This is a genomic window from Pseudonocardia petroleophila, from assembly GCF_014235185.1.
Classification (GTDB): Bacteria; Actinomycetota; Actinomycetes; order Mycobacteriales; family Pseudonocardiaceae; genus Pseudonocardia; species Pseudonocardia petroleophila.
On sequence record NZ_CP060131.1, the window covers coordinates 5108177 to 5134473 of the forward strand.

Genomic DNA, 26297 nt, shown 5'->3' on the forward strand with positions numbered 1-26297 from the left:
GGAGCGCACCCGCGCGCGGGTCGGCCCGCGGACCGGCGCGCCGCCGCCGTCTCCGACGACGCCCCCTCGTTGGTCAGCGTGCCGTCGTCGTTGAGGGCGTTCAGCGCAGGGCCGGGAGGACCTCGTCGGCCCAGGTGCGGAAGAACTCCTCGTGGTTGCCGCCGATCTGCTGCACGTAGACCTCGTCGAAGCCGGCGTCGACGTACTCGCGAGCGGCCGCGGCGTGGCGCTCCGGGTCGGGGCCGCAGGCGAAGCCCATCGCGTCGCGCGGGACGAGCGAGGCGGCGTCGGCGAAGTCCTGCGGGCGGGGCAGGGTCTGGGCGAGCTGGCCGGGCAGCATGTCGTTGGCCCACAGCCGGTGCGCGGTGTCGAGACCCGCCTCCTCGGTCTCGGCCCAGCACACCTTCATCCCGCCCTGCGCCGGCCCGCGGCCGCCCGCCTCGCGGTAGGTGCGCACCAGGTCGGCGTCGGGCGCCACGGTGCAGAACCCGTCGCCGATGCGCGCGGCCAGCTCGGTGGCCTGCGGGCCGAAGCCGGAGACGTAGATCGGCACCGGCTGCTCGGGCAGCGTGTAGATCCGGGCCTCCTGCACCTCGTAGTGCTCGCCGTGGTGGCTCACCTGCCCGCCCCGGTGCAGCAGCCGGATTAGCTCGACGGCCTCCTCCAGCATCTCCAGGCGCTGCCCGACCGACGGCCACGGGTCGCCGAGCACGTGCTCGTTGAGCGCCTCGCCGCTGCCCACGCCGAGGACGAACCGGCCGTCGAGCTGCACGGCCGCGGTCGCCGCGGCCTGGGCGATGACCGCCGGGTGGATCCGCATCGTCGGGCAGGTCACCGCCGTGGTGACCGGCAGGGACACCGCCTCGGACAGCGCCCCGATGACCGACCACACGAACGGGCTCTGCCCCTGCTCGTCGGTCCACGGGTGGAAGTGGTCGGAGATCCACAGCTTCTCGAAGCCGGCCTGCTCCGCGAGCCGGGCCTGCGCCACCAGCTCCCGGGGCCCGTACTCCTCGCAGGACAGGAAGTAACCGAAACTCGTCACGACCGTCGACTACCCGCTCCGCGCCGCGGCATGCATCGCGTCCCGGCGCCGGGCGCAGGTGTACCGCCCTGGGCGTCGACCACGCGACCGGCGCCGCGGCCCTCCTCGGCCAGCTCGACCGCTTCGTCGACGCCGTCGACGCGGCCCGCGACATCGACCTGCTGGCCGCGAGCCGGTGCCACGGCTGGGCGGCCGTCGACGTCGTGGTGCACGTCCGGGTGGGGCTGCAGGAGATGGTGGGGGGCGTCGTCGCCGGCACCGACCGCCCCGCCGACCAGGACGCGGCCACCTACTGGCGGGACCACCGCCCCCCGGACCGCGGGGACGACGACGTCGACGCGATCCTCTGGACCCGCCGCACCTCGTCGGCGTACCGCAGGCCCCGGCACGCGCTGGAGCACCTGCGGATGGCCGCCGACACGGTGCGAGCCGCCGTCGCCGCGGCGGCACCGGGGCGGGTGGCGTTCCAGGGGCACGTCCTGGACACCGGTGACTTCCTCACCACCTGGGCCGTCGAGCTCGCCGTCCACCACCTCGACCTGGGCGGGGACCCCAGGTTCGGGTCCCCGACCGCCGGGTCGCTGCGGCTGGGCCGGGCGACGGTCGAGGCGCTGGCCGGGGCGCCCCTGCCCGCGGAGTGGAGCGACGAGGTGTGCCTGCTCGCCGGATCCGGGCGGACGCCGCCCCGGACGAGCCGTCGTGGCCCGCCGGACCCGGGGCGTGGCCGGTGCTCGGGTGAGGTCGCCGCGCGGCCCGCGGAGTCAGGCCGGCGGGTAGGCCGCGCCCCGCAGGAACGTCGCGAGGTGGACGGCGTTGCGGGTCATCGTCGCGATCGTCGAGCTGACGGTCTCCGGCGTCTCGTCGAGGTCCGTGAAGTCCGTCGTCGTTGAGCCCCTGGAATGTCCTTCTCGACCCCGGGCCGCACGTCGAGGTCGACGAGCCGGACGCTGCCGCCCGTCACACCGAGCCCGTCCAGCGCGGCCAGCACCTGGTCCGCCATGAGCTGCGTGCTCGACTCCGCGGGCGAGGGGGTCAGGGTGCAGTTGAGGGCGAGCGCGGTCAGCGAACCGGAGGACGTCATGCGGCGGGCCTACTCGGGAACCGGCCGGGCCATGCGGTGCGCCGCCGTCAGGACGCCGCCCCGTCCGCGGTGATCATCGCACGCGCCGGTGCGTCGTCGGCGGACTGCACGAGACGGGCGAGGTCCCGCAGCGCCTCGCGGTCCTGGTCGTCGCGCACCGAGATGGAGAACTCGACGTCGGTGACCACCGACCGGTAGCGGTCGAGCAGCTTCGCCCCGATCTCGTCGTGGGTGCCGATCACGACGAACCGGTCGAGGGTCTCGTCGTCGACCAGGGCGGGGAGGTCCTCCCAGCGCTGCGCCTTCGACAGGTGCTTCGCCTCGTCGGCGAGGTCGCCGAGCCCGAGGTGCGCGAACGCGGCGCGGTAGCCCGGCGTCGAGGCGTAGAACGCGATCCGCGCGCGGGCGTCGCGCACCTTGGGCACCAGCTCCTCGGGGGTGCGGGCCGAGGCGACCAGGGGCTTCATGCACACCCGGAACTCCTCCAGGGACCGCCCCGAGCGGGCGGCTCCGCGCCGGACGGCGGGCAGCATGACCTCCTCGATGTAGGACGGCGTGCACACCGGGTGCGGCCGGACGCCGTCGGCGACCTCGCCGGCCACCGCGCACATGTTCGTGTTGATCGCCGCGAGGTGGACGGGGACGGCGGGGTGCTCGATCGGGCCCGCGTCGAACAGCGGGACCATGAGGTCGAGGGTGTAGTGCTCGCCGCGGACGTCGAGCGGGGTGCCGTTCTGCCAGCAGTCCCACACCGCGCGCACGGCCTGCACGTACTCCCGCATCCACGGCGCGGGCGGGGCCCAGGCGACGCCGTAGCGGCGCTGGATGTGCCCCCGGACCTGCGTGCCGAGCCCGAGGGTGAACCGGCCGCGGGACAGCTTCTGCAGCGTCCAGGCCTGCATCGCCATGACCGTCGGGCTGCGCGGGAACGCGATCGCCACGGCGGTGCCGAGCCGCAGCCGCTCGGTCGACGTCGCCGCCAGCGCGAGCAGGGTGAACGGGTCGTCCTTGGTCTCCTCGACGACCAGCCCGCCGTACCCGACCTCCTCCAGCAGCGCGGCGCCCGCCGCCACGGCGTGGACGTCCAGCGGGACGTCCGGGGCGCGCAGGCCGGGATCCACCTTGCCCAGCGGCAGCAGGGTCTCGAGGCGCACGGGGGTCTCCTTCACGACGCCGGTCCGGACCCGCCGACCCTACGGCCGGCGGGGCCCGGGCACCGCGCCGTCAGGACTGCGGCGCGCCGAGCGGGGCCACACCGGCCGAGGTCTCGTACGGGTTCGCGTAGGGCAGCGGCTCGTCCCCGCCCGGCGTGGTGGTCTCGAAGACCCCGTCCAGGTCGGTGTCGTCGAAGATCACATCGGCGAGGCCGTCGGCGTCGAACCCGACGGCGACCACGTCGGCGACGAAGGTACCGTCAACGGGGGTGTTGTCGAACGCCGCGACGTCGTCGTAGAAGTCGCCGTCGACGTCAACCAGGACGGTGTCCAGGGTGCCGTCACCGTTGGTGTCGAGCTGGGTGGTCTCGGTGTAGCCGTCCCCGTCGAGGTCGACGTAGCCGAAGCTGCTGCTCTCGTCGAACTCGGGGACCTCGGGGGTGGTGGTGTCGATCGGGGTGGTGTCGATCGGGGCGGGGTCGTAGCACTCGGACATCGGATCCTCCAGGGGTGTTCGCGGCGGCCTCGGTGGCCTCTCGTGAACACGGACGCCACCCGGCCCGGCCGGGTTACACCGGGATCCCGGGTCAGTTGCGCGACCTGCCCGCCGCTGCCGGCGCCGGGTCCCGCGGCCGGGTCACCGCGGCACGGGGCCGGTGAGGACCTCGAGGCGCTCGCGGTACTCCGCGGCGTCGATCTCGCCGCGGGCGAACCGCTCCGCGAGCACCCGCTCCGGGGTCTGCGGCGCGGACGCCACCCGGTCCCGGCGGTCGAGGCGGCGGGCCAGGGCGTACGCGCCCAGGCCGACCACCCACCAGGCGAGCACCACGACCAGCGCCGTCGCCGGATGCCCCCATCCGGTCATCCCGTCCCCGAACCAGATCATCGTGCCCCCCGATCGGTGGTGCGGGCCGTGCTGCGCGGGGTGTCGAGCCGCGCGTTCACACGGACCGGTGCGGCGGGGACGGAGGTCATGGGGGCTCCTCGGGGTAGGTGCCCACCCACCGTGTCGCGACCGCCGCCGCCCGGGCAGAGGCGAAAGGCCGCGCGGTGCGGACGTCCGGCCCCGGTCAGACCGACGGCAGCAGGCGCCTGCTGCCGCGCCGCCAGGCCCAGACGACGACCAGCCCCACCAGGATGGTCAGCGGCCAGCCCATCGCGACGCGCGCGACGCCCAGCCAGCCCGTCTCGTCGCTGGAGTAGAGCCACTGCTGCACGCCGAACCGGGCGCCGGACACGGCAGCCGCGGCGAGCATGGCGATGTCGTGGGCGCGCAGCACGCGGCGGTCGGCCCGCCAGTCGTGCGTGCCGCCGTGCACGAGGTTCCACACGACGCCGCTCAGCGGACGGCGGGCCAGCACCGAGCCGAACGCGACGACGAAGGCCACCAGGTACGCCCAGATGCCGACGACGAAGAAGTCCCGCGCCGACCCGGTCAGGGCGACGATGCCGATGGCGAGGGTGAGCCCGAGCAGCCCGCCCACCGCCGTGCCGAACGGTTCCCGGCGCAGCAGCCGGTAGCCGGTGATGGCCAGGCCGACGGCGACCGACACGACGATCGTCGCGGTCAGGGACAGGAAGGCGTTGGCCGTCACGAAGACGACGACGGGGACGGCGGAGTAGACGAACGCCGCCGGTCCGCCCATCTGCTCCAGCAGTGTCGGTCTCGGTGCGGGGGCGGGTGCCGGGCCGCGGTGGGGATCGGTGGCGGTCATGTGTCCTCCGGGGTCGGGTGGTGTGCACCCAGGGAAGGCCGTGCCGTCACGGCACACTCAAGCCGCTGTGTCGCGCGCCACGCCGGTCCCGCACCGGGCGGGCCGACCGTGCCGCGGTGGCGGCTGTCCGCCCCCGGGCGCCGTCCCCCCGTCCACCCCACCGGGGCCGCCGTCGTACTGCCGGATCGACGGCGGCCCTCGGGTTGGCACTGCCAGGCCGAGGACCGGACGGCACCGACGCCGGAGCATCGGGCCCATGACCCACTGGCTGGATCGGGCGGCGTGCCGGGACGTCGACCCGGAGATCTTCTTCCCCACCGGCTCCGGGGGTGCTCGGCGAGCGTGAGGTGATCCGGGCCAAGGCGGTGTGCCGGCTCTGCCCGGTCCGGCCGGAGTGCCTGCACTGGGCCCGACCCGAGCCGGGGCGCGGTCTTCCAGGCGACCGGGGACGTCGCGATGACGACCAGTGACGGCTACTCCAGCCTCGCGGTCAAGGTCGCTCCCGGCGCCCTCGAGAATGCGCTGGAGGCCCTCCTGGGTCGGCCGGTCACGCAGCCGCTGGACCTCGGCCCGGCGATCGACCTCCGGACGCGCGCGGGCGCGGGCTGGGCCCGGCTCGTCCGGCTGCTCGTCACCGAGGCCGGCCCCGGCGGCATGGCCGGCAGCGAGATGGTGGCCGCGCCCCTGCGGGAGGCGGTGCTCCACGGCCTGCTCCGAGCCGTCGAGCACCCCCACCGCGACGCCCTCGACGCGCCGGCGCCCTCGTTCGGGCCGGCGGCGCTGCGCCGCGTCGTCGACGCCGTGGAGGCCGACCCCGCCCGCGACCTGACCCTCACCGACATGGCGCGCACCGCCGCGGTCAGCGTGCGCACGCTCCAGGAGCTCTACCGGCGCCACCTCGACACCACGCCCACCGAGCACCTGCGCCGCACCCGGCTCGCCCGCGCCCACCGACAGCTGCGGGAATCCGATCCCTCCGAGACCACGGTCAGCGCCGTCGCGCGCCGCTGGGGCTTCGTCCACATCGGACGCTTCGCCCGGACCTACCGGGCCCGCTACGGCGAACCACCCTCCGCCACCCTCCGCCGGACCGGGTAGACACCCGGTCCACCCCGGTGTGCCCGTCCCCGCCCGACCCGGCATCATCGCGGGATGGATCGTCGCCGGGGGGTCGGTGCTGCGCCGAGGTCGACCGCGTCCAGGGGGTTCGCCGTCGTGCTGACGGTGCTGCTGGCCGCGCTCGTCTCGTGCGCGCCCGCCGCGGTCGCCCCGGGGGTCGAGGGGTTCCCCGCCCTCGAGCCGGGTGTCCGCGTGTACGACGAGACCGGCACCTCGCTCACGCCGGGGCAGGCGAGCGACCTGCAGGGCAGGCTCGACGCGCTGCGGGGCACCGGGGCCGACGCGGTGGTGCTGGTGCGCGCGCTCGACGCGTCGAGCGACGACACCTTCGACCAGGTGGAGGCGCTGCAGCAGGCCTGGGTCGCCCGCACCGGAGCCGACCGGGACACCGCCGTCGCGATCCTCGTCAACCGCAACCCGGACGACCCGCGGGACGCGCGGGCCGGCGTCTTCGTCGGCCGGACCTACGAGGACGGCAACGTCCCGCGCGACGAGCAGGAGGCCGTCGTCGAGGACGCGCTGATCCCGCCGCTGCGCGACGGCGACGTCCACGGCAGCCTCGTCGCGGCGGTCACGCGGCTCTCCGACAGCATCCGGTCCGGGCCGCCGGTCAGCGCGTCCGAGCAGTGGGCGGCGGGCGCGGCGCGGAGCTGGCTGCCGGCGGCGGCGGCCGTCACCGCGCTCGCCGCGCTCGTCGCGGCGTACGGGCTGTTCCGCGGGCGACGCACCACCGACCGGGCTCCGGGGAAGCCGACGACCCGCCGCCCGGGGGACCTCCCGCCCGCCGTGGTCGGCGCACTCGTCGCCGGAGGGGCGCCCGCGTCGCCGACGCCCGCGGTCCTGCTGGACCTGGCGACCCGCGGCGCCGTGGACATCGAGCCGGAGAGCGACGGCGGGACGTTCGGCAGCCCGACGGTGCGGGTGCGGCTGCGCGACGAGGGGCTGCTCCGCGACGACGTCGAGCGCGCCGTCTGGGCGGGCCTGGCCGACCGTGCCGACGGCGACCTCGTCGACGGTGCCGCGCTGGCGGAGGTCGTCGGGGAGCCGTCGGCGGTCCGGGCGGCCGTGCGCGCCCGGCTCGTCGCGGAGGGCTGGCTCGACGAGGCGGCGCGGGTGCCGCGGGCGTGGATCGCCGCGATCGCGGGCCTCGCCTGGGTCCTGCTGCTGGCGGGGTTCCTCGTCGGCGCGATCGGCGAGGCGCCGTGGCCGGCGTGGGTGGCCCTGGGCGGGCTCGCGGTGGCCGCCCTCGTCGCGACCGTGCTCGCCGTCGCCTACCCCGGCCTGTCCGTCCGCGGTCAGGACGCCGCACTGCCCTGGACCGCCTACCGCGACGGGCTCCGCGCTGCGGCGGAGGACGAGCACGCCGACCTCGACCTCGACGCCGTCCTCCCCGACGCCGTGGCCCTCGACCTCGCCACCGCCCTGAAGAGCCGCATGGCGGCCGCCGCGGCGTCGGGGCAGGTCGTGCGCGCGTTCGGGGCGTCGGGCGACCCGGCCCGGCTCACGACCTTCCCGTGGTGGATCGCGTTCACCACCACGACGACCCCGTCCGGCGGCGGTGCCACGGTCAGCGGTGGTGGAGCGGGCGGCGGGGGCGGTGCCGCGGGCAGCACCTGAGGCCCGCTGCGGCCCCTCAGAGCACGCTCCGGCTCCATTCCGGACCGACCCGGGCCCACTCCCGTTGCCAGCGGGCGGAGTTGGCGCGCCAGAGCAGGCCGCGCACCGCCGCCCAGCAGCCACCGAGCACCATGCCGCCGCCGACCAGCAGGGCCATCGCCGCACCGCCCCCGATGACGACGGCTCCGGCCTCGTCGACCGGAGGCGCCACGGCCCGCCCGTCGCGGTCCAGCCAGACGGTCATCGTGCTGCCGGCCCGGGTGCCCGCCCCCGCCATCACCCGTCCCGTGCGCGGCGCCCCGTCGGACCCGATCCAGCGGGCCGCGACCGACACGAGGGCGGGCACCGTCCCCGGCTCGCCGATGACCGCCTGCGCGTCCTCCAGCAGGACCGCCTCGGTCGCCGTGCGGGTCGCCCGCTCCACGCGGCCCCGTTCGACGGCGCTCCCGTACGCGGCGGACCCGGTCAGGAACGCGGCCACGAGCAGGAACGCCCCGGCCGAGGCCAGCAACCAGGCCGCGCCGTCCTCGACGAGGTCGGTGAACCGCCGGCCCGCCCGGACCCGGTCAGCGCGCTGCCGTCTGCGGGCCATCGGGGCCGGCCCCCTCCCCCGGCTCCTCGGGCCGGACGACGGCGACCGGGCACGGGCTGCGGTGCAGCAGCGCGTGGCCGACCGACCCGAGCACGATGCCCGCGAACCCGCCGCGCCCGCGCGACCCCACGACCAGCAGCCGGGCGCCGACCGCCTCCTTCAGCAGGGCGTGCGCCGGCCCGTCCCGGGTGACGACGCGGCGCACCGGCACGTCCGGGTACTTCTCGGCCCAGCCCGCGAGCCGCTCCCCCAGCACGACGCGCTCGTCGACCTCGATGGCCTCCCAGTCCAGCAGCGGCGCGATCACCGGGTCGGCCACCAGGTCCATCCAGGTGTGCACCGCCACCAGCGGGGCCCCGCGCAGCGACGCCTCCTCGTAGGCGAAGGCCAGCGCCGCCTCGCTCACCGGGGACCCGTCGATCCCCACGACGACCGGCGCCGAGGCGGGCAGCTCCTGCCCCGCGCCGCGCACGACGACCACCGGGCAGGCACCGTGCGCGGCCAGCGCCATCGCCACCGACCCCAGCAGCAGACCCCCGATCCGGCTCAGTCCGCGGTCACCGACCACCACCAGGTCCGCCCGCCGCGACTCCGTCACCAGCACCCCGATCGGGTAGCCCACGACGAGCTCACGCTCCACGGCCAGGCCGGGGGCGTGCTCCACCGCGACCGCCTCGGCCGCGGCCAGATCCCGCCGGGCGTGCTCGAGCATGATGTCGCGACGCCGCTCCCCCAGACCGGGATGCCCGACGACGAGCTCGGTGGTCCAGCCGAACGCGTACACCAGCCTGAGCCGGAGATGCCGGCGCGACGCCTCGTCGGCCGCCCATCGCGCCGCCTCCAGCGCGCTCTGCGAGCCGTCGATGCCCACGACCACGGTCCTGCTCCGTGAAGTGCTCATGATCTTCCCCTCGTCGGTGTGCCGCGATGGTGTCGCCGCGGACCCGGCCGGGCGCAGTGGCCGACGCCCCGAGCCGGGGGGGCCGTCCGACCCGTTCTCCCGCGCCACCGGGGAGGGACCGGACCTCGACGGTCGCACCGCCGCGAGCCCACCGTCAGTGGCGAAGGTCCCGTCCTGCGACCGACCACCGGCCCGGCGGGTGCCCACGCTGTGCCGTGGTGGCAGCGGGTCGGCCCGGCGGACCATCGGGTACCACCAGCACTCCTTCGGACCGGGCGAGGTGCACCGTGCGCGTCGGCACCGACCTCACGGCGGCACGGCCGCGCGGGTCCGCCCCCCGGGACCGGTGAGCGGGGTGCGGCGCCTCGGCGCGCTGCCCGGGGCCGGGGTCCGCCCGGGACTCTCGGCACTGCGCTGGCGCGACCGGCCCGCGGTGGTCGCCGACCTCCTCGCCGGCGCCACGATCGCGGCCTACCTGGTGCCCCAGGTGCTCGCCTACGCCGAGGTGGCCGGGCTGCCGGCGGTCGCGGGGCTGTGGGCGTCGGTGGCCGCGCTCACGGCGTACGCCGTGCTCGGATCCTCCCGGCTGCTCTCGGTCGGGCCGGAGTCGACGACCGCGGTGATGACCCTCATCGCGATCGCCCCGCTCGCGGCGGGCGACCCGGGCCGCCATGCAGCGCTCTCCGCCGCGCTCGCCGCGCTGGTCGGGGTGCTGTGCGTCGCCGCGCGGGTGGCGCGGCTGGGGTTCCTGGCCGACCTGCTGTCGCGCCCGGTGCTCGTCGGCTACCTCACCGGGATCGCCCTGATCATGATCGCCGGGCAGCTCGGCAGGCTCACCGGGATACCGGTCGAGGGCGGCACCTTCGTCGAGGACGTCGCCGGCGCCGTGGGCGGGCTCGACCAGGTCCACCCGCCCACGCTCGTCCTGTCGGCGGCGGTGCTGGCCGTGCTCGTGGTCGTCGCACTCGTCCTGCCCCGGCTGCCCGGGCCACTGCTCGCGGTCCTGCTCGCCACCGCGGCGAGCGCCGCCCTCGACCTGCCGCGCCTCGGGGTGGCCGTGGTCGGGGCGACCCCGCCGGGGCTGCCGTCGTTCGCCCTGCCGGCGGTGGGCCCGGCCGACCTGGGCGCCCTGCTGCTGCCCGCCCTCGGCGTCGCGCTCGTCGCGTACTCCGACAACGTGCTCACCGGGCGGGCCTTCGCCCGCGACGGACAGCGGGTCGACGCCGACCAGGAGCTGCTCGCGCTCGGCGCCGCCAACCTCGCCGCCGGCGTCCTGCAGGGCTTCCCGGTCAGCAGCAGCGGCAGCCGGACCGCGATCGGCGCGGCGGTGGGGGGACGCAGCCAGCTCGCCTCGGTGGTGACGGTCCTGCTCGTGCTCGGCGTGCTCCTCGTCGGGGGCCCGGTCCTCGCGGCCTTCCCGACCGCGGCGCTGGGCGCGCTCGTCGTCTACGCGGCCGTCCGGCTCGTGTCGTGGCGGGAGTTCCGCCGGTTCGCCCGGTTCCGCCGCTCCGAGCTGCTGATCGCGGTGGCGACCACCACCGCCGTGCTCGCCCTGGGTGTGCTCACCGGCGTGCTCGCCGCCATCGGCCTGTCGATCCTCGACCTGCTGCGGCGGGTGTCCCGGCCGCACGACGGCGTCCTCGGGTTCGTGCCCGGCCTGGCCGGCATGCACGACGTCGACGACCACCCCGGCGCCACGACCGTCCCGGGCCTGGTGGTCTACCGCTACGACGCACCGCTCTGCTTCGCCAACGCCGAGGACTTCCGCACCCGCGCGCTGGCCGCGGTCGACGCCGACCCGCGGCCGGCGTGGCTGCTGCTGAACCTCGAGGCGGTCGTCGAGGTCGACATCACGGCGGTGGACGCGCTGTTCGCGCTGTGCGACGAGCTGGAACGGCGCGGCGTCGTCGTGGCGCTGGCCCGCGTCAAGCACGAGCTGCTCGAGGACCTCGTGCGCAGCGGCCTCCGGGACCGCATCGGCGCGGACCGGATCTTCCCGACCCTCCCCACCGCGGTGGCGGCCTACCGTGCGGAGGCGCCGTGTCCGTCGACCTGACCGCACCGTCCCGCGTCGAGCACTACCACGATCCGCTCGCCCCACCGGCCACCGTCGTGGTGCCACTGGTGTACGCGGTGGTCCGGGACGCGACCGGCCGCGTCCTGCTGGTCCGCCGCGTCGACACGGGCGACTGGGAGCTGCCCGGTGGCCGGGTCGACCCCGGGGAGTCGGCCGTGACGGCGCTCGTGCGCGAGGTGGCCGAGGAGAGCGGGCTGGTGGTCGACGTCCAGGGGGTCGCGGGGCTGTACTCCGATCCCGGCCACGTCGTGGAGCAGGCGGGGACGGTGCGGCAGCCGTTCGCGGTCTGCTTCCACGCGACCGCACGGCCCGGGGTGCCACGGCCCGACCGGTGCGAGACCAGCGCGGCCCGGTGGTGCGGGGTCGCCGAACTCGACGGACTGCCGATGCAGCCCGCGGTGCGGGTACGGGTGGACGACGCGATCGGGCGCCCCGCGGTGGTGCACCTGGGCTGAGGTGCACCCCCGCCGTCAGGTCCGGGCGCCGGTGAACGGCTGCGCCGCGACCATCGCGGGCCCGACCACGACGACCGGGCACGGCGCGAACTCGACGAGGCCCCGGCTGGTCGACCCGAGCAGCATCCCCGGCCGCCCGGCGGGCTGCGGCACGGCCCGGCGGTGCCCGACGACGATCATCCGGGCCGCCTCGGCCCGGTCGAGCAGGGCCCGCAGCGGCGTGTCCTCGTCGACGTCGTGCTCGACCGCGAGACCCGGGTGCGCGGCGGCGACCCGGCCGAGCTCCGCGGCGACCAGGTCGCCCGCCTCGGCCGCGAGCGCGGTCCAGTCCTCCGGCCTGCGGTGCGCGGACCCGTCGCTCCCGGCGGCGATGTCCGACCAGGCCCGCGTGCCCACCAGGCGGGCGCCCAGCGCCAGCGCGATCCCGGCCGCGACGTCGAGCGCGGCGCGGCCGGCCGGGGACCCGTCGACGCCCACCACGACCGGCCCGCCGCGCGGCGGCGGGACGTGCGGGGCCCGGCCCCGGATCACCGCGACCGGGCACCGGACGCGCTCCAGCAGCGCGAGCGCCACCGTGCCCGCGAGCATGCCCGACCACGCGGCCTCGCCGTAGCTGCCGAGGACCAGCATCGCCGCGTCCTCGGCCCGGGCGGCGAGGACACCGACCGGTTCCCCGGGCTGCACCTGCGCGACGCAGGCGTCCACGCCCAGGCGCAGCGCGACGTCGCGCAGCTCGGTCAGCCACGCGGGCCCCGGCGTGATCGGCGCGTCCTGGTAGCCGCCCGGCACCACGTGCACGAGGTGCAGCGGCGCGCGCCGGGCGGACGCGAGGTCCGCGGCCCACTCCGCGGCCTCCCTGGCGGAGTCCGAGGCGTCTACGCCGACCACGATCGGCCGGCCGTCGTCGTCGTCCATGCGAGCGCCTCCATCGGTCCGTGGGTCGCCCGCCAGCTTCCCGGGACGGTGCGGCGCGTCGCAGGGTCGTCGGACCGCGGTCGTCGGGACCAAGGACCCGACGCCGCCCCGCTGGGTCGAGCCGGGCCGCGGGTCCGGTCGAGGGCCGCCCGGCCGGGGCGTCCGGGACGTCCGGCCCTGCCGCGACGGGCCCGACCGCGCCGATCCTGGAACCCACCGAGGGAAGGACCAGCCGTGGACGACCCGGCCGTGCAGGACCCAGCTGTGCAGGACCCCGCCGCGGACCACGACGCCGCCGAACCGCCGCAGGTGGTGGTGGGCACGGACGGGACGGCCACCGCCTCGCGGGCCGTCGCGTGGGCCGCGACCGAGGCCCGCGTCCGCGGGCTGCCGCTGCGGATCGTGCACGCCGGCCCCTACGCCTCCGGGGACCAGGCCGCGGGGCGACGGCGGGCGGCGGCGATCCTCGCCCGCGCCTTCACCGTCGCCCGGCGGCGCGAACCCGCGGTCGAGGCCCACACCCTGCTGTCCGACCAGGCGCCCGTCGCCGCGCTGGTGCACGCCTCCCGGCACGCGGAGCTGCTCGTCGTCGGCCTGCTGGGCGGCCACCCGGGGGACCTGCTGGTCGGGTCGATCGCCCCCGCACTGACCGCCAGGGCGCACAGCCCGGTGACCGTCGTCCGCAGCGACCACGACCTGTCCGGGCGCCGGCGGCCGGTCGTCGTCGGGGTCGAGGACGTCGCGGCCGACGCCGCCGCGCTGGCCGTCGCGTTCGCCGACGCCGCGCGGCACGCGACGCCGCTGGTCGCCGTGCACGCCCACCACCGGCCACCCGGCAGCCCCGGTGCGATGGCCGAGGAGCTGGCGCACTGGCGGGCCCGCTGGCCCGGCGTGCCGGTCGAGGTGCGGGAGGTGCACGGCGGGGCGGACGAGCAGCTGCTGCACGCCTGCCGCGGCGCCCGGCTGCTGGTGCTCGGGTCATCGGGGCGCGGCCTCGCCGCGCGGGCCGTCCTCGGCTCGACCAGCCGCACGCTGGTCCGGCTCGCGCCCTGCCCGGTCACCGTCGTCCGCCGCGACCTCGACCTCGCCGCGGGCGGGTCCCCGGCGCGCGGGGCCGGGGCGCTGCGGTCCTGAGCCCGCGGACGCGGCCGGGCACGGGGGCTGGACGAGCGCCCCCGGACGGTCGACGATCCGGGGCATGTCGCAGGTGCAGCCCGGGCCCGCCCCGGATCCGGTCCGTGCGCTGCTGCGGGCCGCGGCGGACGGCGCGGCGGAGTACGCCGCCGGCGTCGACGCGCGCCGGGTCGCGCCGGACCCGGCGGCGCTGGCCGGGTTGGCCGCGTTCGACGAACCGCTGCCGGAGGTCGGCGTGGACCCCCTCGCGACGCTGCGGCTGCTGGACGGGGCCGGCGGCCCGGCGACCGTGGCCTCCACCGGCGCCCGGTACTTCGGGTTCGTCACCGGCGGCAGCCACCCGGCGGCACTGGGCGCCTCGGTCCTGACCGCGGCGTGGGACCAGAACGCCGCGCTCCCGGTGATGTCGCCGGTGGCGGCGCGGCTCTACGACGTCGTGGCCGGCTGGCTGGTGGACCTGCTCGGGCTGCCCACCGGCACCCGGCCGGTGTTCGTCAGCGGCGCCACCGTGGCCAACGCCGCCTGCCTGGCCGCGGCCCGGGACGCGGTGCTCGCCGGGATGGGCTGGGACGTGCAGGCCGACGGCCTGTTCGGCGCGCCGCCGTTCGAGGTGGTCGTCGGCGAGCAGGCGCACTCCACGCTGTCCAAGTCGCTCGGCCTGGTCGGCCTAGGGCGCGACCGGGTGACCGTCGTCCCGGCCGACGACCAGGGCCGGCTGCGCGCCGACGCGCTCCCCCGCTCCCGCGGACCCGTCCTGGTGTGCGCCCAGGCCGGCGAGGTCAACACCGGCGCCTTCGACCCGTTCGACGCCATCGCCGACTGGCTGGCCGAGCGCTCCGGCTGGCTGCACGTCGACGGGGCGTTCGGGCTGTGGGCCCTGGCGGACCCGGGCCGGGCCGGGTTGACCGCCGGGCTGGACCGGGCCGACTCGTGGGCCACCGACGGCCACAAGTGGCTCAACGTCGGTTACGACTGCGGCATCGCCTTCACCCGCCGCACCGCCGACCTGCACCGCACCTTCGCCGCCGTCGCCGGCTACCTGCCGGCCGCGACCGGGCCGGACCGGTTCGACGCGATGCACCACACCCCGCAGTCCTCCCAGCGGGCCCGCCAGTTCGAGGTGTGGGCGGTGCTGCGGTCCCTCGGCCGGGCCGGCGTGGCCGACCTGGTCACCCGCACCTGCACGGTGGCCGCGACGATCGCCGACGGGCTGCGCGCCGGTGGTCTGATCGTCCTGAACGACGTCGTCCTCAACCAGGTGCTGGTGCGGCTGCACGACGGCCCGACCACCGAGGCGCTGATCGCCGCCGTGCAGGCCGACGGGCGGATCTGGTGCGGCCCGACCCGCTGGGACGGGGCGACCGCGATGCGGATCAGCGTGTCCTCCTGGCGGACCGACCTCGACGACGCCGCCACCGCCGTCGCGACCGTCCTGGACTGCGCGGCGCGGCTGCGGGGCTGACCGACCCGCCCGCTCAGCCGCCCGTCGTGCGCCGGTTCCCGGTCAGCCGGTCGACCGCGGTCACCACCGCCAGCGCCTCGCTCACGATCTCGCGGGGCAGGGTGGCGACGTGGCGGCCCACCGCGTCGAGCACCGATGCCTGGGCCTTGCCCAGGTCCCCGCGGAACGGGTCGGTGTGCGAGTCGTGCTGCGCCACCGTGCGCAGGATCTGCGCGGTCTCGGCGATCGCGCGCGCGTTGGCCCGGTCGTACGCGCCACGCCGCTCCGACGGTGTCATGTTCGCCGACACGAGGACCCTCCCTGGACGTCGATGGGACCGCGGTGGCCGTGCGCCCTTCCCCGACGCCCGGCCACCGCGACCGCCGACGCTACCGCCGGACGAACAGATGTTCGATTCGCGGACGGGTGATTCGCCCTCGGTGACGTCGTCGCTACCCGGGCCGGTCGTGGCGGCCCGATCAGGGGACGGTCAGCACGATCTTGCCCCGGAGGTGTCCCCGCGCCGCCCGTTCGTGCGCCGCCCGGGCCTCCTCGAGCGGGAAGGTGCTGTCGATCGCCACGCGGATCGTGCCGTCCGCGAGCAGGCGCGCGATCTCGGCGAGCTGCGCCCCGTTCGAGCGCACCTGCGCCGAGGTCACCGTGACGCCCAGCGCGGCGTTCTCGTCGTCGTCGAACTCGCCGAAGTACACCGGGAACAGCGATCCGCCGCGCCTGACGGTGCGCAGGAAGCGCCGGCTGCCCGGCCCGCCGACGGTGTCCAGGACGACGTCGACGTCCCGGACGGCGTCCTCGGGCCGCTGCGCGGTGTAGTCGACGAACTCGTCGGCCCCCAGCTCGCGCAGGAACGCCTCGTGCGCCCCGGAGGCGACGGCGACGACGCGGGCCCCCTTCCACACGGCCAGCTGGACGGCCAGATGCCCGACCCCACCGGCCGCCCCGTTGACGAGCACCGTCGTCCGCCCGTCGAGCGGGACCGGGCGGTGCCGGGCCTCCTGGAACGGCGAGGGGTGGTCGTGCCCGGGCTCGACCAGGAACTGCCAGGCCGTCAGCGCCGACATCGGCAGACCCGCCCCCTGGAGGTGGTCGACCCCGGCCGGCTTGAGCGCGAGGTCGGACGCCCGCGCGGTGACGTACTCGGCGTAGGCGCCCGCCTGCAGGCTGTCGGGGAAGTTCAGCAGGCCGATCACCTCGTCCCCGACCGCGAGGCCCGGGACGTCGTCGTTCACGGACTCCACGACGCCGGAGACGTCGGTGCCGGGGATCAGGGGCATCCGGAACGGGGGCTTGAGCTCGGCGGGGACGTCCGGCATCCCCTCCCGCGCGTACCAGTCGGGCGGGTTGAGACCCACCGCGCGCACCCGGACCAGCACCTCCCCCGGCCCCGGCCGGGGAACCGGCACGTCCTCGTGGCGGAGCACCTGCGGGCCGCCGAACTCGTGGATCCGGACGGCCTTCATGGTCGCGCTCGGCATGGACCTCTCCTGCACCTGTGACGGGTAAGCTAACCGGGTCACGGATCCGTTTTTTCGGATCACTGATCCGAATATACGGGTCGGTGATCCGCTTACGCCAGGGGTGGCGCGATGAGAGCTGACGCACGGGCCAACCACGACCGCGTGCTGGCCGTGGCGGGCACCGTCGTCGCGCAGCACGGCGTCGAGGTCTCCATGCGCGACATCGCCCGCCGGGCCGACGTCGGACTCGCCACCCTGCTGCGCCACTTCCCCACCCGCGAGGCCCTGCTCGAGGCCCTCCTCCGCACGAGGTTCGACGCGCTGGCCGCGCGCGCGGCCGAGGTCCGGACGGCGCACCCGCCCCGGGAGGCCCTGGTGGCGTGGCTGCGTGACTTCGTCGCGTGCATGACGGACTACCGCGGGGTGGTGACCTCGCTCGTGCAGGCCATCGAGGACCCGCGGTCCGCGCTCCACACCTCCTGCGTCGGCATGCGCGCAGCCGGCACGGAGCTCCTCACCCGCGCCCAGGAGGCACACCTGGCCCGGGCCGACCTCGACGGCGCGGACCTGTTCGCCCTGGCCTCGTCGCTCGCCTGGCTCGCCGACCAGCCCGGCCACGAGCAGCGCGCCGGGCACCTGTTCGACGTGGTGATGAGCGCCGTCCTGATCGACGGCGGACCCGGGGCCTGACGCCGCGGCCCGGCCGCGCCCGCCGCGCCGAGAGGGACCTCTGCCGGGCGCGAGGGGACCTGCGGCCGTGGGCCGGCGCCCGGACCGCTCGGCACGCTCGGGCGGGTCCGTGCGACGGCGGGCCCGGAACGGAGGAGCCCCGTTGAGCATCGACGTCCCGTCGTCCGCCGGCACCCTCGGTCCCACCGGGCTGACCGCGGACGAGGCCGCCCGTCGGCTCGCCGCCGACGGCCCCAACGCACTGCCCCGCCCCCGGCCCCCGTCGCCGCTGATGCTCCTGCTGCGCCAGCTCACGAACTTCTTCGCGGTGATGCTGTGGATCGCCGCGGCGCTCGCGTTCGTCGGCGGCACACCCGCGCTGGGGGTGGCGATCGCGCTCGTGGTGCTGGTCAACGGGGTCTTCGCGTTCGCGCAGGAGTACCGGGCCGACCGCGCGGGGCAGCGGCTGCAGGACCTGCTGCCGGTGCGGGCCACCGTCCTGCGCGACGGGCGGCGCACCGAGGTCCCCGCCGCCGACCTGGTGCGCGGAGACCTCGTCCTGCTCGAGGCCGGTGACCGGATCAGCGCCGACCTCACCCTGGCCCGCGTCGACGGGCTCGCGGTCGACGCGTCCACGCTCACCGGCGAGAGCGTGCCCGTCCATCCCGAGCCGGGCGATGCGGTGTCCGCGGGGACGTTCGTCGCGCAGGGCGGGGCCCGGGCGGTCGTCACCGCGGTCGGACCGGCCACCCGGCTGGCCGGGATCGCCGCCACCACGCAGCAGACCCGGCGCCACGCCGGACCGCTGACGGTGCGGCTCGACCAGGTGATCCGGGTGGTCGGCGTCGTCGCGCTGGCCGTCGGCGCGGCGTTCTTCGGGATCGCGCTGCTGCTCGGCACGGGGCTGACCGAGGGGTTCCTGCTCGCCGTCGGGGTGACGGTGGCGCTGGTCCCGGAGGGTCTCCTGCCCACGGTCACGCTGTCGCTGGCCCGGGCCGCGCACACCATGGCGGGCCGCCACGCGCTCGTGCGACGGCTGGAGGCGGTGGAGACGCTCGGCTCCACGACCGTGATCTGCACCGACAAGACCGGGACGATCACCGGCAACCAGATGTCGGTGGTGCGGGTGTGGACCCCGCAGGGGGTCGCGCGGGTCCACGGCACCGGGTACGACCCCGCCGGCACCGTCGACGCCGGGGCGGGCGCGGGGGCGGCCGTCGTCGCCCTCGCCGGGGTCGCCGTGCGGTGTGCGACCGGCCGGACCGTGCACCGCGACGGGACCTGGGTGCCCGTCGGCGACCCGATGGAGGTGGCGGTGCACGTCCTCGCCCTGCGCTGCGGGCTGGACACCGACGCCGACGAGGCGGCCCGCCCGGACGTGCGGCGGGTGGGCTTCACCCCGGCGCGGCGACGCAGCCTCGCCGTGGTCGGCGGCCCCGGCGTCCCGACGGTGGCCGTGTCCGGTGCCCCGGACGCCGTCCTGGCCCTGTGCGGGGACGACGGGGTCGCCGCCGCCGAGGTCGAGCGGATGGCGGCGTCCGGACTGCGGGTGCTGGCCGTGGCGGCGGGCCCCCTGCCGGCCGGGGCCGATCCCGCCGGACCCCTCGATGCGCTGGAGACCGGCCTGCGCCTGCTGGGGCTGATCGCGCTGCAGGACCCGCCCCGGGCCGGGGTCGCCGAGGCGATGCGCACCTGCCGCGGCGCCCGGGTGCGGCTGACGATGATCACCGGTGACCACCCGACGACGGCGCGCGCGATCGCCGAGCAGGTCGGGCTCGCGCTGCCCGGGAGCCCGGTGCTCGTCGCGGCGGACCTGCCCGCCGACGAGACCGCGCTCGGGATCGCCGTCGACGTCGACGGGGCGGTCATCGCCCGCGCGGCGCCGCAGGACAAGCTGCGGATCGCCCGCGCGCTGCGGGCCCGCGGGCACGTCGTGGCCATGACCGGCGACGGCGTGAACGACGGGCCGGCCCTGCGCGCGGCCGACATCGGCATCGCCATGGGCGCCTCCGGAACCGACGTCGCCCGCGAGGCGGCCGACCTGGTCCTGCTCGACGACCACGTCGCCACCATCGTCACCGCGGTCACCTACGGGCGGGCCACGTTCGCGAACATCCGCCGCTTCCTCACCTACCACCTCACCGACAACGTCGCCGAGCTCGCGCCGTTCGCGGTCTGGGGCCTGTCCGGGGGTGGTGTGCCGCTCGCGATCGGGGTGCTGCAGATCCTCGCCCTCGACATCGGCACCGACCTGCTCCCCGCGCTCGCCCTCGGGGCCGAACCGCCCGCCCGGGACGTCCTCGCGGGACCGGCGCGGACGGGACGGCTGCTCGACGCGCGCCTGCTGGGCCGGGCGTTCGGGGTGCTCGGCCCGGTCCAGGCGGCCGTCCAGCTCGGCGCGTTCCTCACCGTGCTCACCGCGGGCGGCTGGCACTGGGGCGGGGACGCCCCGGCCGGGCTGATCGCCGCGGCGTCGGGCACCGCGTTCACGGTGGTGGTGCTGGGCCAGCTGGCCAACGCGTTCGCCTGCCGCAGCGAACGGCGCCCGGTCGGGCGATGGTCGCTGTCGGGCAACCACCTCCTGCTCGGGGCCGTGGCGGCGGAGCTGGTGCTGCTCGGGGTGTTCCTCGCCGTGCCCCCGGTGGCCGGGGTGCTCGGCCACACGGTCCCCACCCCGCTCGGCTGGGGCCTCGCCCTGCTGGTCGTCCCGGCGCTCCTGCTCGCCGACGCCGGGTACAAGGCGGCCGCGCGGCACAGGACGGACGGGTCCGACGGCGGCGCCCGGGCGGGCCGGACGGCCCCGACCTCACCGGGGTGACCGGCCGCCGTGGGCCTGCGGTGGACGGATGGCCGTCCCCCGGTCGGGCACGGTCGGCGCGCCCACCCGGATGGGGTGAACAGGGTCGTCGTGGCGGTGGAGGTCGTCCTGGGCGCTACGCTCGGAGCTGACGTCGATGTGAGAGGTGCGATCGGGCGACCGACGTCGTGAGGAGGGGCCGTGCGGATCGGGGAGCTGTCCACCCGCACCGGGGCGAGCGTCCGCTCGCTGCGGTACTACGAGGAGCAGGGCCTGCTCGGCAGCGTCCGCAGCACCGGCGGCCAGCGCCACTACCGTGACGCCGACGTCGAGCGGGTCCGGCTGCTCCAGCGGCTCTACGGCGCCGGGCTGTCGAGCCGGACGATCGCGGCCGTCCTGCCGTGCGTGGACGCACCGAGCGAGCACGCCAGCGACGACGCCTACGCGCGGCTCATCGAGGAGCGCGACCGGCTCGACGCCCACATCGTCGACCTGACGCGGACCCGCGACTCCCTCGACGCCCTGATCGAGACGAACCGGCGGACGCGACCGGGATCACCGCGACGCCGGGCGTGAGGGTGCCCCGGGACCCGGACCGGGCGGCGGTCGACGACGGGGTCGGCCCGGACCGCCACGCCGGACACCGCGCGACGCATCGAGCGCGGGGAGGATCGTGCGCGAACGGGTCGTGATGGACGACGGCCCGGGATCACCCCGGTGACCGCACCGGCTCGTCGAGCCCGCGGAACACCGGCGCCGCGAGCGCGACGAGCGCCGTGACGCCCGCGAGCGCGGCGATCAGCACCCCCGCGGCGGGCAGCCCGGCCGTGGCCGCGACGGCGGCGATCGGGGCCGTGGTGAGCGCCGGTGCGGTGAGCAGCACGGTGTTCTGGGCGCCGAGCACCCGGCCGCGCACGGCGTCCGGGGTGGCCTCGACCGTCAGCACCCCGAGCACCGCCGACGCCGGGGCACCGGTGAGCCCGGCCATCGCGGCGCCGCCGAGCACCACCCACGGCGACGCCATGCTGCCGACGGCGACGAACCCGGCCGGGAAGCCGCCCATCCCGATCACGAACCAGGTGCGCCGGGCGACCCGACCCGCGAGTGCGGCGAACAGGGCGGAGCCGGCGATGCTGCCCGCGGCGATCGCGCTGAGCGTCAGCCCGGTCAGCGCGGGGAGTCCCTCGGCGGTGAAGTACGCGGGCATCAAGGTGCTCTGCAACGAGCTCAGCACGGCGATCAGCACCGCGCCGACCAGCGTGGCACCCCGGACGAGCCGGTGGCGGCCGAGGAAGCACCACCCCGCCACGAGGTCCTCCGCGACCTGGCGGGCGGCGCCCGTCCCGACCACGGTCGCCCGTGGGGACACCCGTCCGGTGCGCGGGTCGAGCGTGAGGGTCAGCAGGGCGGCGAGCAGGCTCGTCGCCGACGTCGCCAGCAGCAGCCCCGCGGAGATCCCGAACAGGGCGACGAACAGGCCGCCGAGGCCGGGTCCGGCCAGCAGCAGGACGTTGCCGACGGTCTCGCGGGTCGCGACCAGCCGCTCGAGCCGCGCCGGCCGCGAGGGGCCCGGCCCGGCCAGCGCGGGCAGCAGCGTCTCCTGGGCGGTCGTGCCCGGCACCCGGATCACCGCGCCGACCACGCCGAACAGCAGCAACCAGCCCATGTCCAGGCCGTACGGGGCGTCGACGAGCGGCAGCGCAGCCAGCGAGGCGGCCGCGAGCAGGTCGCAGACCACCGACACCCGGCGCCGGTCGAGCCGGTCGACCAGCAGACCGGACCACAGCCCGGTCACGGCCGAGGCCGCGGTCGACACGGTCGCCAGCAGACCGGCGGCGAGCACGGCGCCGGTGCGGTCGAGCACGAGCAGCGGCAGCACGACGCCGGCGGCGCCGCGCCCGAGCAGCGACAGCCCGGTAGGCCGCGAAGTAGGCGGCGACGGTGCGGCGCATCGGGTCCTCCTCCCGGCGTGGATCCACGACGGTCGACGTGGTGGGACCAGGGAAGGTCGTGCCGCCGCGGCACACTCGAGTCCGCGTGACCTGCACCACGGGCACGTCGCCGCGGGGGCACGGTCCAGCCGCCCGGCGGCCGGCCCTGTGTCGCACACGTCACATCGACTGGAACCTGACACCGGTGTCAGGAACTAGCGTGGCGCCGTCCTCGACCGAGCGTCGGCCGGGGAGTGTGCGAAAGGATCCGTCATGAGCACGGCTCTCGGGTACCGGACCTTCGGTGCCGCCGACGTCCAGGAGTTCTTCGACCGGCCCGACCCGTCGCCCGGTCCGGGCGAGGTCCTCGTCCGCGTCGCGGCCGCGGGGGTCAACCCGCTCGACCACCTGCTCCGTTCCGGGCACGTCCGCGAGCTGAACGGCCACCTGCCCTTCCCCCAGGTCCTGGGGATGGAGGCGGCCGGCACCGTGCTGGCCGTGGGTGAGGAGGTGACCGGCCTGGCCGTCGGCGACCGGGTCACGGGGTTCGCCCTGACCGGTGCGGGCACCTACGCGGGCACGACCCTGCTGCTCGCCGCATCCACCGCCCGCATCCCCGACGCGCTGCCGGCGACCTGGGCGGCGACCGTCCCCGTCTCCGGCACCACCGCGCTCGACGTCCTCGACCAGCTCGCGCTGCCCGCCGGGGCGGCAGTGCTCGTGAACGGCGTCGGCGGGGGCGTCGGGTCGGCCGTGGCCCAGATCGCGCGCGACCGCGGCCTGGCCGTCGTCGGCACCGGCAGCGCCGCCAAGCGAGAGCGCGCGACGGCGATCGGGGCGGTCTTCGTCGACTACGCCGCCGGGGACCTCGTGGAGCGCGTCCGGGCGCACGCCCCGGGCGGCGTGGACGCGGTGGTCGACACGGTCGGGGGTGCCTCCCTGCGCGCGGTCGCCCCGCTGGCGCCGACGCCGGACGCGCTCGTCTCCGTCGGGGACCGGTCGGTGACCGAGCTGGGCGGTGCGTTCGTCCGACGCCGGCTCGACCGCAGCGGCCTCGAGCACGTCGCCGACCTGATGGTCACCGGACGGCTCGACCCGACCGTCGCGGCGACCTACCCGCTCGCGCGGGCGCAGGAGGCGCTCGCCCTCGTCGAGTCCGGCCACGCCCCGGGCAAGCTCGTCGTCGACATGGCGCTCTGACCCCGACCGTCCCCGGGAGCGGTGCTCAGCGCGCGGCCCGGATGCCGTCGACCCAGTCGTCGATCCGCTCCCACCACGCGTAGAGCCACTCCACGTGCGCGTCCTCCCCGCGTGGCACCTCGGCCGCGGGGACCAGCCACCAGCGCATCTGCACGGTCCCGTCCAGCGGCAGCTCGCGCCAGACGTCGGCCAGGGTGAACAGGTGGTCCAGCCCGGCGTGCGCCACCCACACGACGTCGGCCTCGGGGGCCGCGGCGAGCGCGGCGGACACCCCGCCGGGACGCGGCGGGAGGACGTGCCGCATCTGCTCCGACCGTTGCGCCATCTCCTCGAGACCCTTCGCCCGCAGCCGCTCGATGCCGGCGAGGCGGCGGCGCTGGGTGAAGTTGCCGCCCTCCGGGAAGATCACGAACGCGTCGTCGTGGTCCAGGGCGGTCGCGAGCTCACCGATGCGGTGCATCAGCCGGTCCCCGCCGCGGCCGTGGACGAACGTGTTCGGGAGCCGGTTGAACAGCACGTCGAGGGCGGGGTCCCACTGCATCGCCTCGGTCAGCACGATCCGCGGTTCCCGGGCGTACCAGTTGGTCAGCGCGTGGAGGAGCAGGAACGAGTCCCCGGGCCCGGCGTGCCGGCAGAACACCAGCAGCGGGCGGTCGAGGTAGGCGTCCGGCGCCGGGCCCTCGACCTCCACCCGCAGCCGCAGCGCGCGGGAGGCCTCGCGGTAGAGCACCCGCAGGTACCAGCCGATCAGCTGGTAGTGCAGGTACTGCACCGGCGGGGTGCGGAGGGCCAGCCCGAACCCGGCGAAAACCCACAGCCCGAACAGCGCCACCAGCAGCGCGCTCTCCAGGACCATCGCGACCACGAGCACCCACAGGACGCGCACCGCCCGCAGCCGGCCCGACAGGAACGGCGAGCACGCGGCGACCAGCAGCATCGACACCGGCAGGGTCACCAGGACGACCAGGGTCGCCAGCAGCACGGCGGGGGCGAGGACCGTGCGGCGGATCCACCGCGGTGGCAGGGTCACGCCCCACCCCCGACGCCGAGGGCGGCCCGCAGGTAGGCCGTCGACGCGTCGTGCGCGGCGGCGATCCGGGCACCGGTCGCGCCGACGTCGCGGTAGCGCAGCGCGGCGCGGGTGTCCCACCGCGGGGCGGCGGCTCCGCCGACCGGCAGCACGTGCACCTCGACCCCCTCCGGCACGGCGGCGAGGTCGCGGGCGTACCGGTGGCGGCGGGCGATCTCGAACGCCACCATCGCCACCTCCCACGGCCGCCGCGGCGGCCGCAGCGGCGCCGCGATGCGCCCGACCTGCAGCACGAACACCCGGGTCGCCCCCAGCTCGACGGCGCGGCCCAGCGGGATGCTGTTGACCAGGCCGCCGTCGAGGTAGTGCCGGCCCTCGATGACCGCGGGCGGCAGCAGTCCCGGCACCGCCGCCGACGCCAGCACCGCGTCCACGAGCGGGCCGCGGTCGAACCAGTGCTCGGAGGCGTCCTCGATGCGCGCGGCGCAGCAGGTGAAGCGGACCGGGAGGTCCTCGATCCGCCGGTCCCCCAGCACCTCGGTCACCGCACGGCGCAGCGGGCCCGGCGAGTGCGCGGCGACCCCGCTGCGGGCCAGCTCGCGCAGCCGTCCGAACGTCCCGGCCGCGAACAGGGCACGGGCGTCGGGTGAGGACCACAGCGCGTCGAGCCGGTCGGCGACCTCCCCGGCCGGCAGCGCCGCGAGCACCGCCCCGTTCAGGGCCCCGACCGAGGTGCCCAGGACCAGGTCGGGCCGCACCCCCGCGTCGACCAGCGCCCGCAGCATCCCGACCTGCACGGCGCCCAGGACTCCCCCGCCGCCCAGCACGAACGCCGTGCCACCACCGTCGTCCATCCGGTCCTCCGGGGGTCGGGTGCGGGCGGACGTTACCCGGCGGACGACCCGCCCGCTCCGCGGCGGAGCCGGACGCCCCGTCAGGCCCCCGCGCCGGGCAGCCTCTCCGAGAGCTCGAACATGTTGCCCCACGGGTCGCGGAAGAACGCCAGTCTGCGGCTGATGTCCTCGATCTCGAACGGCTCCCCCACCAGGTCGACCCCGCGCCGCTCGAGCTCGGCGCGGGCCGTGTCGACGGAGTCGACGTGCAGGCAGACGTGCTGGTAGCCGCCGTGGTCGAGGCTCTCGCCGAGGTCGTCGAGCACCGGCTTCGGGTGCGGGACCGGGCCGGCCAGCAGCTCCAGGTGGAACTCGTCGTCGTCCGGCGGGCAGAGGTAGGCCAGTCGCAGGTCGCCGTAGGGCCACTCCTGCAGGACCCGGAAGTCCAGCTTCTCCAGGTACCAGGCCTTGGCGGCGTCGAAGTCCGGGACGCGGACGCCGACGTGGTGGCCGCCGAACGAGGCGAACGGGCTGTCGGGGTGGCGCGGCGGGTGGGCGGGCATGGGCACGGCGGGGCTCTTCCTAGGAGGGGGAGACGCGGTTCCAGAGGTCGGTGAACGCGATCGTGTCGAAGAAGGCGATGGCCTCGACGATCGCGCCGTCGACCACGCGCAGGTACCAGGTGTAGGTGTTGCGGTAGGGCACGCCGTCCAGGGCGGTGCCCGCTGCGTCGAACAGCGCGATGACCCAGTCGGCCTCGGCGTGGAGGGCGCGCACGGTCGGGACGAGGGGGGCCGAGAGGCGGGCGTTGAACGGCCCGATCACGGTGTCCAGGAAGTCCGCCCGGCCCTCGTAGGTCCGGGAGACCGGGGCGTTGCCGACGATGGTCCACCGGGCGTCCTCGGCGAGGAGGGCGAACGGGCCACCGGTGCCCGCCGCCCAGTCGTCGAACGCCGCCCGGATCAGCTGCTTCGCCGCGGCGTCGCGGTCGAGATCTCGCATGCCCCGAGCCTGCCGCCGGGCGGGTCCCGTCGACAGGTCGGAACCCACCACCGTGGACGGGTCAGGAGTGGCGGATCACGCCGTGGCCTCGAACGCCTGTTCCCCGACCTCCGT

General features: G+C 76.6%; 28 protein-coding genes and 1 pseudogene. 14 read left to right on the plus strand and 15 right to left on the minus strand.

Features of this window, described 5'->3' with window-relative positions; genetic code table 11:
• Positions 1-100 precede the first annotated feature (100 nt).
• Positions 101-1045 (minus strand): TIGR03557 family F420-dependent LLM class oxidoreductase, encoded by a 945-nt coding sequence (locus H6H00_RS25070; RefSeq protein WP_185718136.1) that lies wholly within the window; start codon positions 1043-1045, stop codon positions 101-103.
• 68 nt (positions 1046-1113) lie between these two features.
• Between H6H00_RS25070 and H6H00_RS32475 the strand changes: the two genes are divergently transcribed.
• Complete coding sequence (locus H6H00_RS32475) at positions 1114-1935, plus strand: maleylpyruvate isomerase N-terminal domain-containing protein (protein WP_255425873.1); 822 nt, start codon at positions 1114-1116, stop codon at positions 1933-1935.
• A 238-nt stretch (positions 1936-2173) separates the two neighbouring features.
• Here the strand turns inward: H6H00_RS32475 and H6H00_RS25080 are convergent, their stop codons facing one another.
• From H6H00_RS25080 to H6H00_RS25095, 4 genes are all read right to left on the minus strand, one after another.
• Positions 2174-3280 (minus strand): TIGR03617 family F420-dependent LLM class oxidoreductase, encoded by a 1107-nt coding sequence (locus tag H6H00_RS25080; RefSeq protein ID WP_185718137.1) that lies wholly within the window; start codon positions 3278-3280, stop codon positions 2174-2176.
• Between the two features lie 70 nt (positions 3281-3350).
• Positions 3351-3776 (minus strand): hypothetical protein, encoded by a 426-nt coding sequence (locus H6H00_RS25085; RefSeq protein ID WP_185718138.1) that lies wholly within the window; start codon positions 3774-3776, stop codon positions 3351-3353.
• Positions 3777-3917: 141 nt separating this feature from the next.
• Entirely contained in the window at positions 3918-4166 is a 249-nt protein-coding gene (locus H6H00_RS25090) for an SHOCT domain-containing protein (protein ID WP_185718139.1), read from the minus strand.
• A gap of 184 nt (positions 4167-4350) precedes the next feature.
• Complete coding sequence (locus H6H00_RS25095) at positions 4351-4995, minus strand: DUF3159 domain-containing protein (RefSeq protein WP_185718140.1); 645 nt, start codon at positions 4993-4995, stop codon at positions 4351-4353.
• 256 nt (positions 4996-5251) lie between these two features.
• On the opposite strand from H6H00_RS25095, the gene H6H00_RS32480 reads away from it, so the two are divergent.
• The 5 genes and pseudogenes from H6H00_RS32480 to H6H00_RS25110 all read left to right on the plus strand — a co-directional run bounded on the left by H6H00_RS32480 (position 5252) and on the right by H6H00_RS25110 (position 7731).
• Complete coding sequence (locus tag H6H00_RS32480) at positions 5252-5341, plus strand: WhiB family transcriptional regulator (RefSeq protein ID WP_255425902.1); 90 nt, start codon at positions 5252-5254, stop codon at positions 5339-5341.
• Positions 5342-5360: 19 nt separating this feature from the next.
• The gene (locus H6H00_RS32485; protein WP_255425874.1) at positions 5361-5465 is read left to right on the plus strand and encodes a hypothetical protein; all 105 of its coding nucleotides are present in this window, start codon (positions 5361-5363) and stop codon (positions 5463-5465) included.
• Positions 5419-5697, plus strand: a pseudogene (locus H6H00_RS32490) (AraC-like ligand-binding domain-containing protein); the annotation flags it as partial. The gene H6H00_RS32485 and the pseudogene H6H00_RS32490, both read left to right, overlap by 47 nt.
• A 138-nt stretch (positions 5698-5835) precedes the next feature.
• On the plus strand, positions 5836-6093 hold the full coding sequence (locus H6H00_RS32495; protein WP_255425875.1) for a helix-turn-helix transcriptional regulator: 258 nt from the start codon (positions 5836-5838) through the stop codon (positions 6091-6093).
• A 117-nt stretch (positions 6094-6210) separates the two neighbouring features.
• The gene (locus H6H00_RS25110) at positions 6211-7731 is read left to right on the plus strand and encodes a DUF2207 family protein (RefSeq protein ID WP_185718142.1); all 1521 of its coding nucleotides are present in this window, start codon (positions 6211-6213) and stop codon (positions 7729-7731) included.
• Between the two features lie 16 nt (positions 7732-7747).
• Here H6H00_RS25110 and H6H00_RS25115 read toward each other — a convergent pair whose 3' ends face one another.
• Both H6H00_RS25115 and H6H00_RS25120 read right to left on the minus strand, forming a co-directional pair.
• Positions 7748-8323, minus strand: coding sequence for an Rv1733c family protein (locus tag H6H00_RS25115; RefSeq protein WP_185718143.1), 576 nt, complete (start codon positions 8321-8323; stop codon positions 7748-7750).
• Complete coding sequence (locus H6H00_RS25120; protein WP_185718144.1) at positions 8298-9224, minus strand: universal stress protein; 927 nt, start codon at positions 9222-9224, stop codon at positions 8298-8300. The genes H6H00_RS25115 and H6H00_RS25120 overlap by 26 nt, the downstream gene beginning before the upstream one ends.
• Positions 9225-9570: 346 nt before the next feature.
• Between H6H00_RS25120 and H6H00_RS25125 the strand changes: the two genes are divergently transcribed.
• A complete protein-coding gene (locus tag H6H00_RS25125) occupies positions 9571-11280 on the plus strand; it encodes a SulP family inorganic anion transporter (RefSeq protein ID WP_255425366.1) in 1710 nt (569 codons plus the stop codon).
• Positions 11265-11756, plus strand: coding sequence for an NUDIX hydrolase (locus tag H6H00_RS25130; RefSeq protein ID WP_185718146.1), 492 nt, complete (start codon positions 11265-11267; stop codon positions 11754-11756). Before H6H00_RS25125 ends, H6H00_RS25130 begins: the two co-directional genes overlap by 16 nt.
• A 15-nt stretch (positions 11757-11771) precedes the next feature.
• On the opposite strand, the gene H6H00_RS25135 is transcribed toward H6H00_RS25130, so the two are convergent.
• Positions 11772-12671 (minus strand): universal stress protein, encoded by a 900-nt coding sequence (locus H6H00_RS25135; protein WP_185718147.1) that lies wholly within the window; start codon positions 12669-12671, stop codon positions 11772-11774.
• 234 nt (positions 12672-12905) lie between these two features.
• On the opposite strand from H6H00_RS25135, the gene H6H00_RS25140 reads away from it, so the two are divergent.
• Both H6H00_RS25140 and H6H00_RS25145 read left to right on the plus strand, forming a co-directional pair.
• On the plus strand, positions 12906-13805 hold the full coding sequence (locus H6H00_RS25140; protein WP_185718148.1) for a universal stress protein: 900 nt from the start codon (positions 12906-12908) through the stop codon (positions 13803-13805).
• Positions 13806-13869: 64 nt separating this feature from the next.
• Positions 13870-15267, plus strand: coding sequence for a pyridoxal phosphate-dependent decarboxylase family protein (locus H6H00_RS25145; RefSeq protein ID WP_185718149.1), 1398 nt, complete (start codon positions 13870-13872; stop codon positions 15265-15267).
• 13 nt (positions 15268-15280) lie between these two features.
• Here H6H00_RS25145 and H6H00_RS25150 read toward each other — a convergent pair whose 3' ends face one another.
• Together H6H00_RS25150 and H6H00_RS25155 are read right to left on the minus strand one after the other, a co-directional pair.
• Complete coding sequence (locus H6H00_RS25150; RefSeq protein ID WP_185718150.1) at positions 15281-15556, minus strand: hypothetical protein; 276 nt, start codon at positions 15554-15556, stop codon at positions 15281-15283.
• 169 nt (positions 15557-15725) lie between these two features.
• Positions 15726-16739, minus strand: coding sequence for an NADP-dependent oxidoreductase (locus tag H6H00_RS25155; protein ID WP_185718151.1), 1014 nt, complete (start codon positions 16737-16739; stop codon positions 15726-15728).
• A 111-nt stretch (positions 16740-16850) separates the two neighbouring features.
• Here H6H00_RS25155 and H6H00_RS25160 point away from each other — a divergent pair, with 111 nt between their 5' ends.
• The 3 genes from H6H00_RS25160 to H6H00_RS25170 all read left to right on the plus strand — a co-directional run bounded on the left by H6H00_RS25160 (position 16851) and on the right by H6H00_RS25170 (position 20763).
• On the plus strand, positions 16851-17411 hold the full coding sequence (locus H6H00_RS25160) for a TetR/AcrR family transcriptional regulator (RefSeq protein WP_185718152.1): 561 nt from the start codon (positions 16851-16853) through the stop codon (positions 17409-17411).
• Positions 17412-17553: 142 nt separating this feature from the next.
• A complete protein-coding gene (locus tag H6H00_RS25165; protein WP_304632929.1) occupies positions 17554-20208 on the plus strand; it encodes a cation-translocating P-type ATPase in 2655 nt (884 codons plus the stop codon).
• 180 nt (positions 20209-20388) lie between these two features.
• Positions 20389-20763, plus strand: a complete 375-nt coding sequence (locus H6H00_RS25170) for a MerR family transcriptional regulator (protein ID WP_185718153.1) — start codon at positions 20389-20391, stop codon at positions 20761-20763.
• Positions 20764-20896: 133 nt separating this feature from the next.
• Here the strand turns inward: H6H00_RS25170 and H6H00_RS25175 are convergent, their stop codons facing one another.
• A complete protein-coding gene (locus H6H00_RS25175; protein WP_221775662.1) occupies positions 20897-22066 on the minus strand; it encodes an MFS transporter in 1170 nt (389 codons plus the stop codon).
• A gap of 325 nt (positions 22067-22391) precedes the next feature.
• Between H6H00_RS25175 and H6H00_RS25180 the strand changes: the two genes are divergently transcribed.
• Positions 22392-23318, plus strand: a complete 927-nt coding sequence (locus H6H00_RS25180; RefSeq protein ID WP_185718154.1) for an NADP-dependent oxidoreductase — start codon at positions 22392-22394, stop codon at positions 23316-23318.
• A gap of 25 nt (positions 23319-23343) precedes the next feature.
• On the opposite strand, the gene H6H00_RS25185 is transcribed toward H6H00_RS25180, so the two are convergent.
• From H6H00_RS25185 to H6H00_RS25200, 4 genes are all read right to left on the minus strand, one after another.
• A complete protein-coding gene (locus H6H00_RS25185) occupies positions 23344-24348 on the minus strand; it encodes a 1-acyl-sn-glycerol-3-phosphate acyltransferase (RefSeq protein WP_185718155.1) in 1005 nt (334 codons plus the stop codon).
• Positions 24345-25202, minus strand: a complete 858-nt coding sequence (locus tag H6H00_RS25190; protein ID WP_185718156.1) for a patatin-like phospholipase family protein — start codon at positions 25200-25202, stop codon at positions 24345-24347. The genes H6H00_RS25185 and H6H00_RS25190 overlap by 4 nt, the downstream gene beginning before the upstream one ends.
• Before the next feature lie 80 nt (positions 25203-25282).
• Positions 25283-25744 (minus strand): VOC family protein, encoded by a 462-nt coding sequence (locus tag H6H00_RS25195; RefSeq protein WP_185722768.1) that lies wholly within the window; start codon positions 25742-25744, stop codon positions 25283-25285.
• Positions 25745-25763: 19 nt separating this feature from the next.
• Positions 25764-26183: a nuclear transport factor 2 family protein gene (locus H6H00_RS25200; protein WP_185718157.1), complete on the minus strand. Its 420-nt coding sequence runs from the start codon at positions 26181-26183 to the stop codon at positions 25764-25766.
• Positions 26184-26297 lie beyond the last annotated feature (114 nt).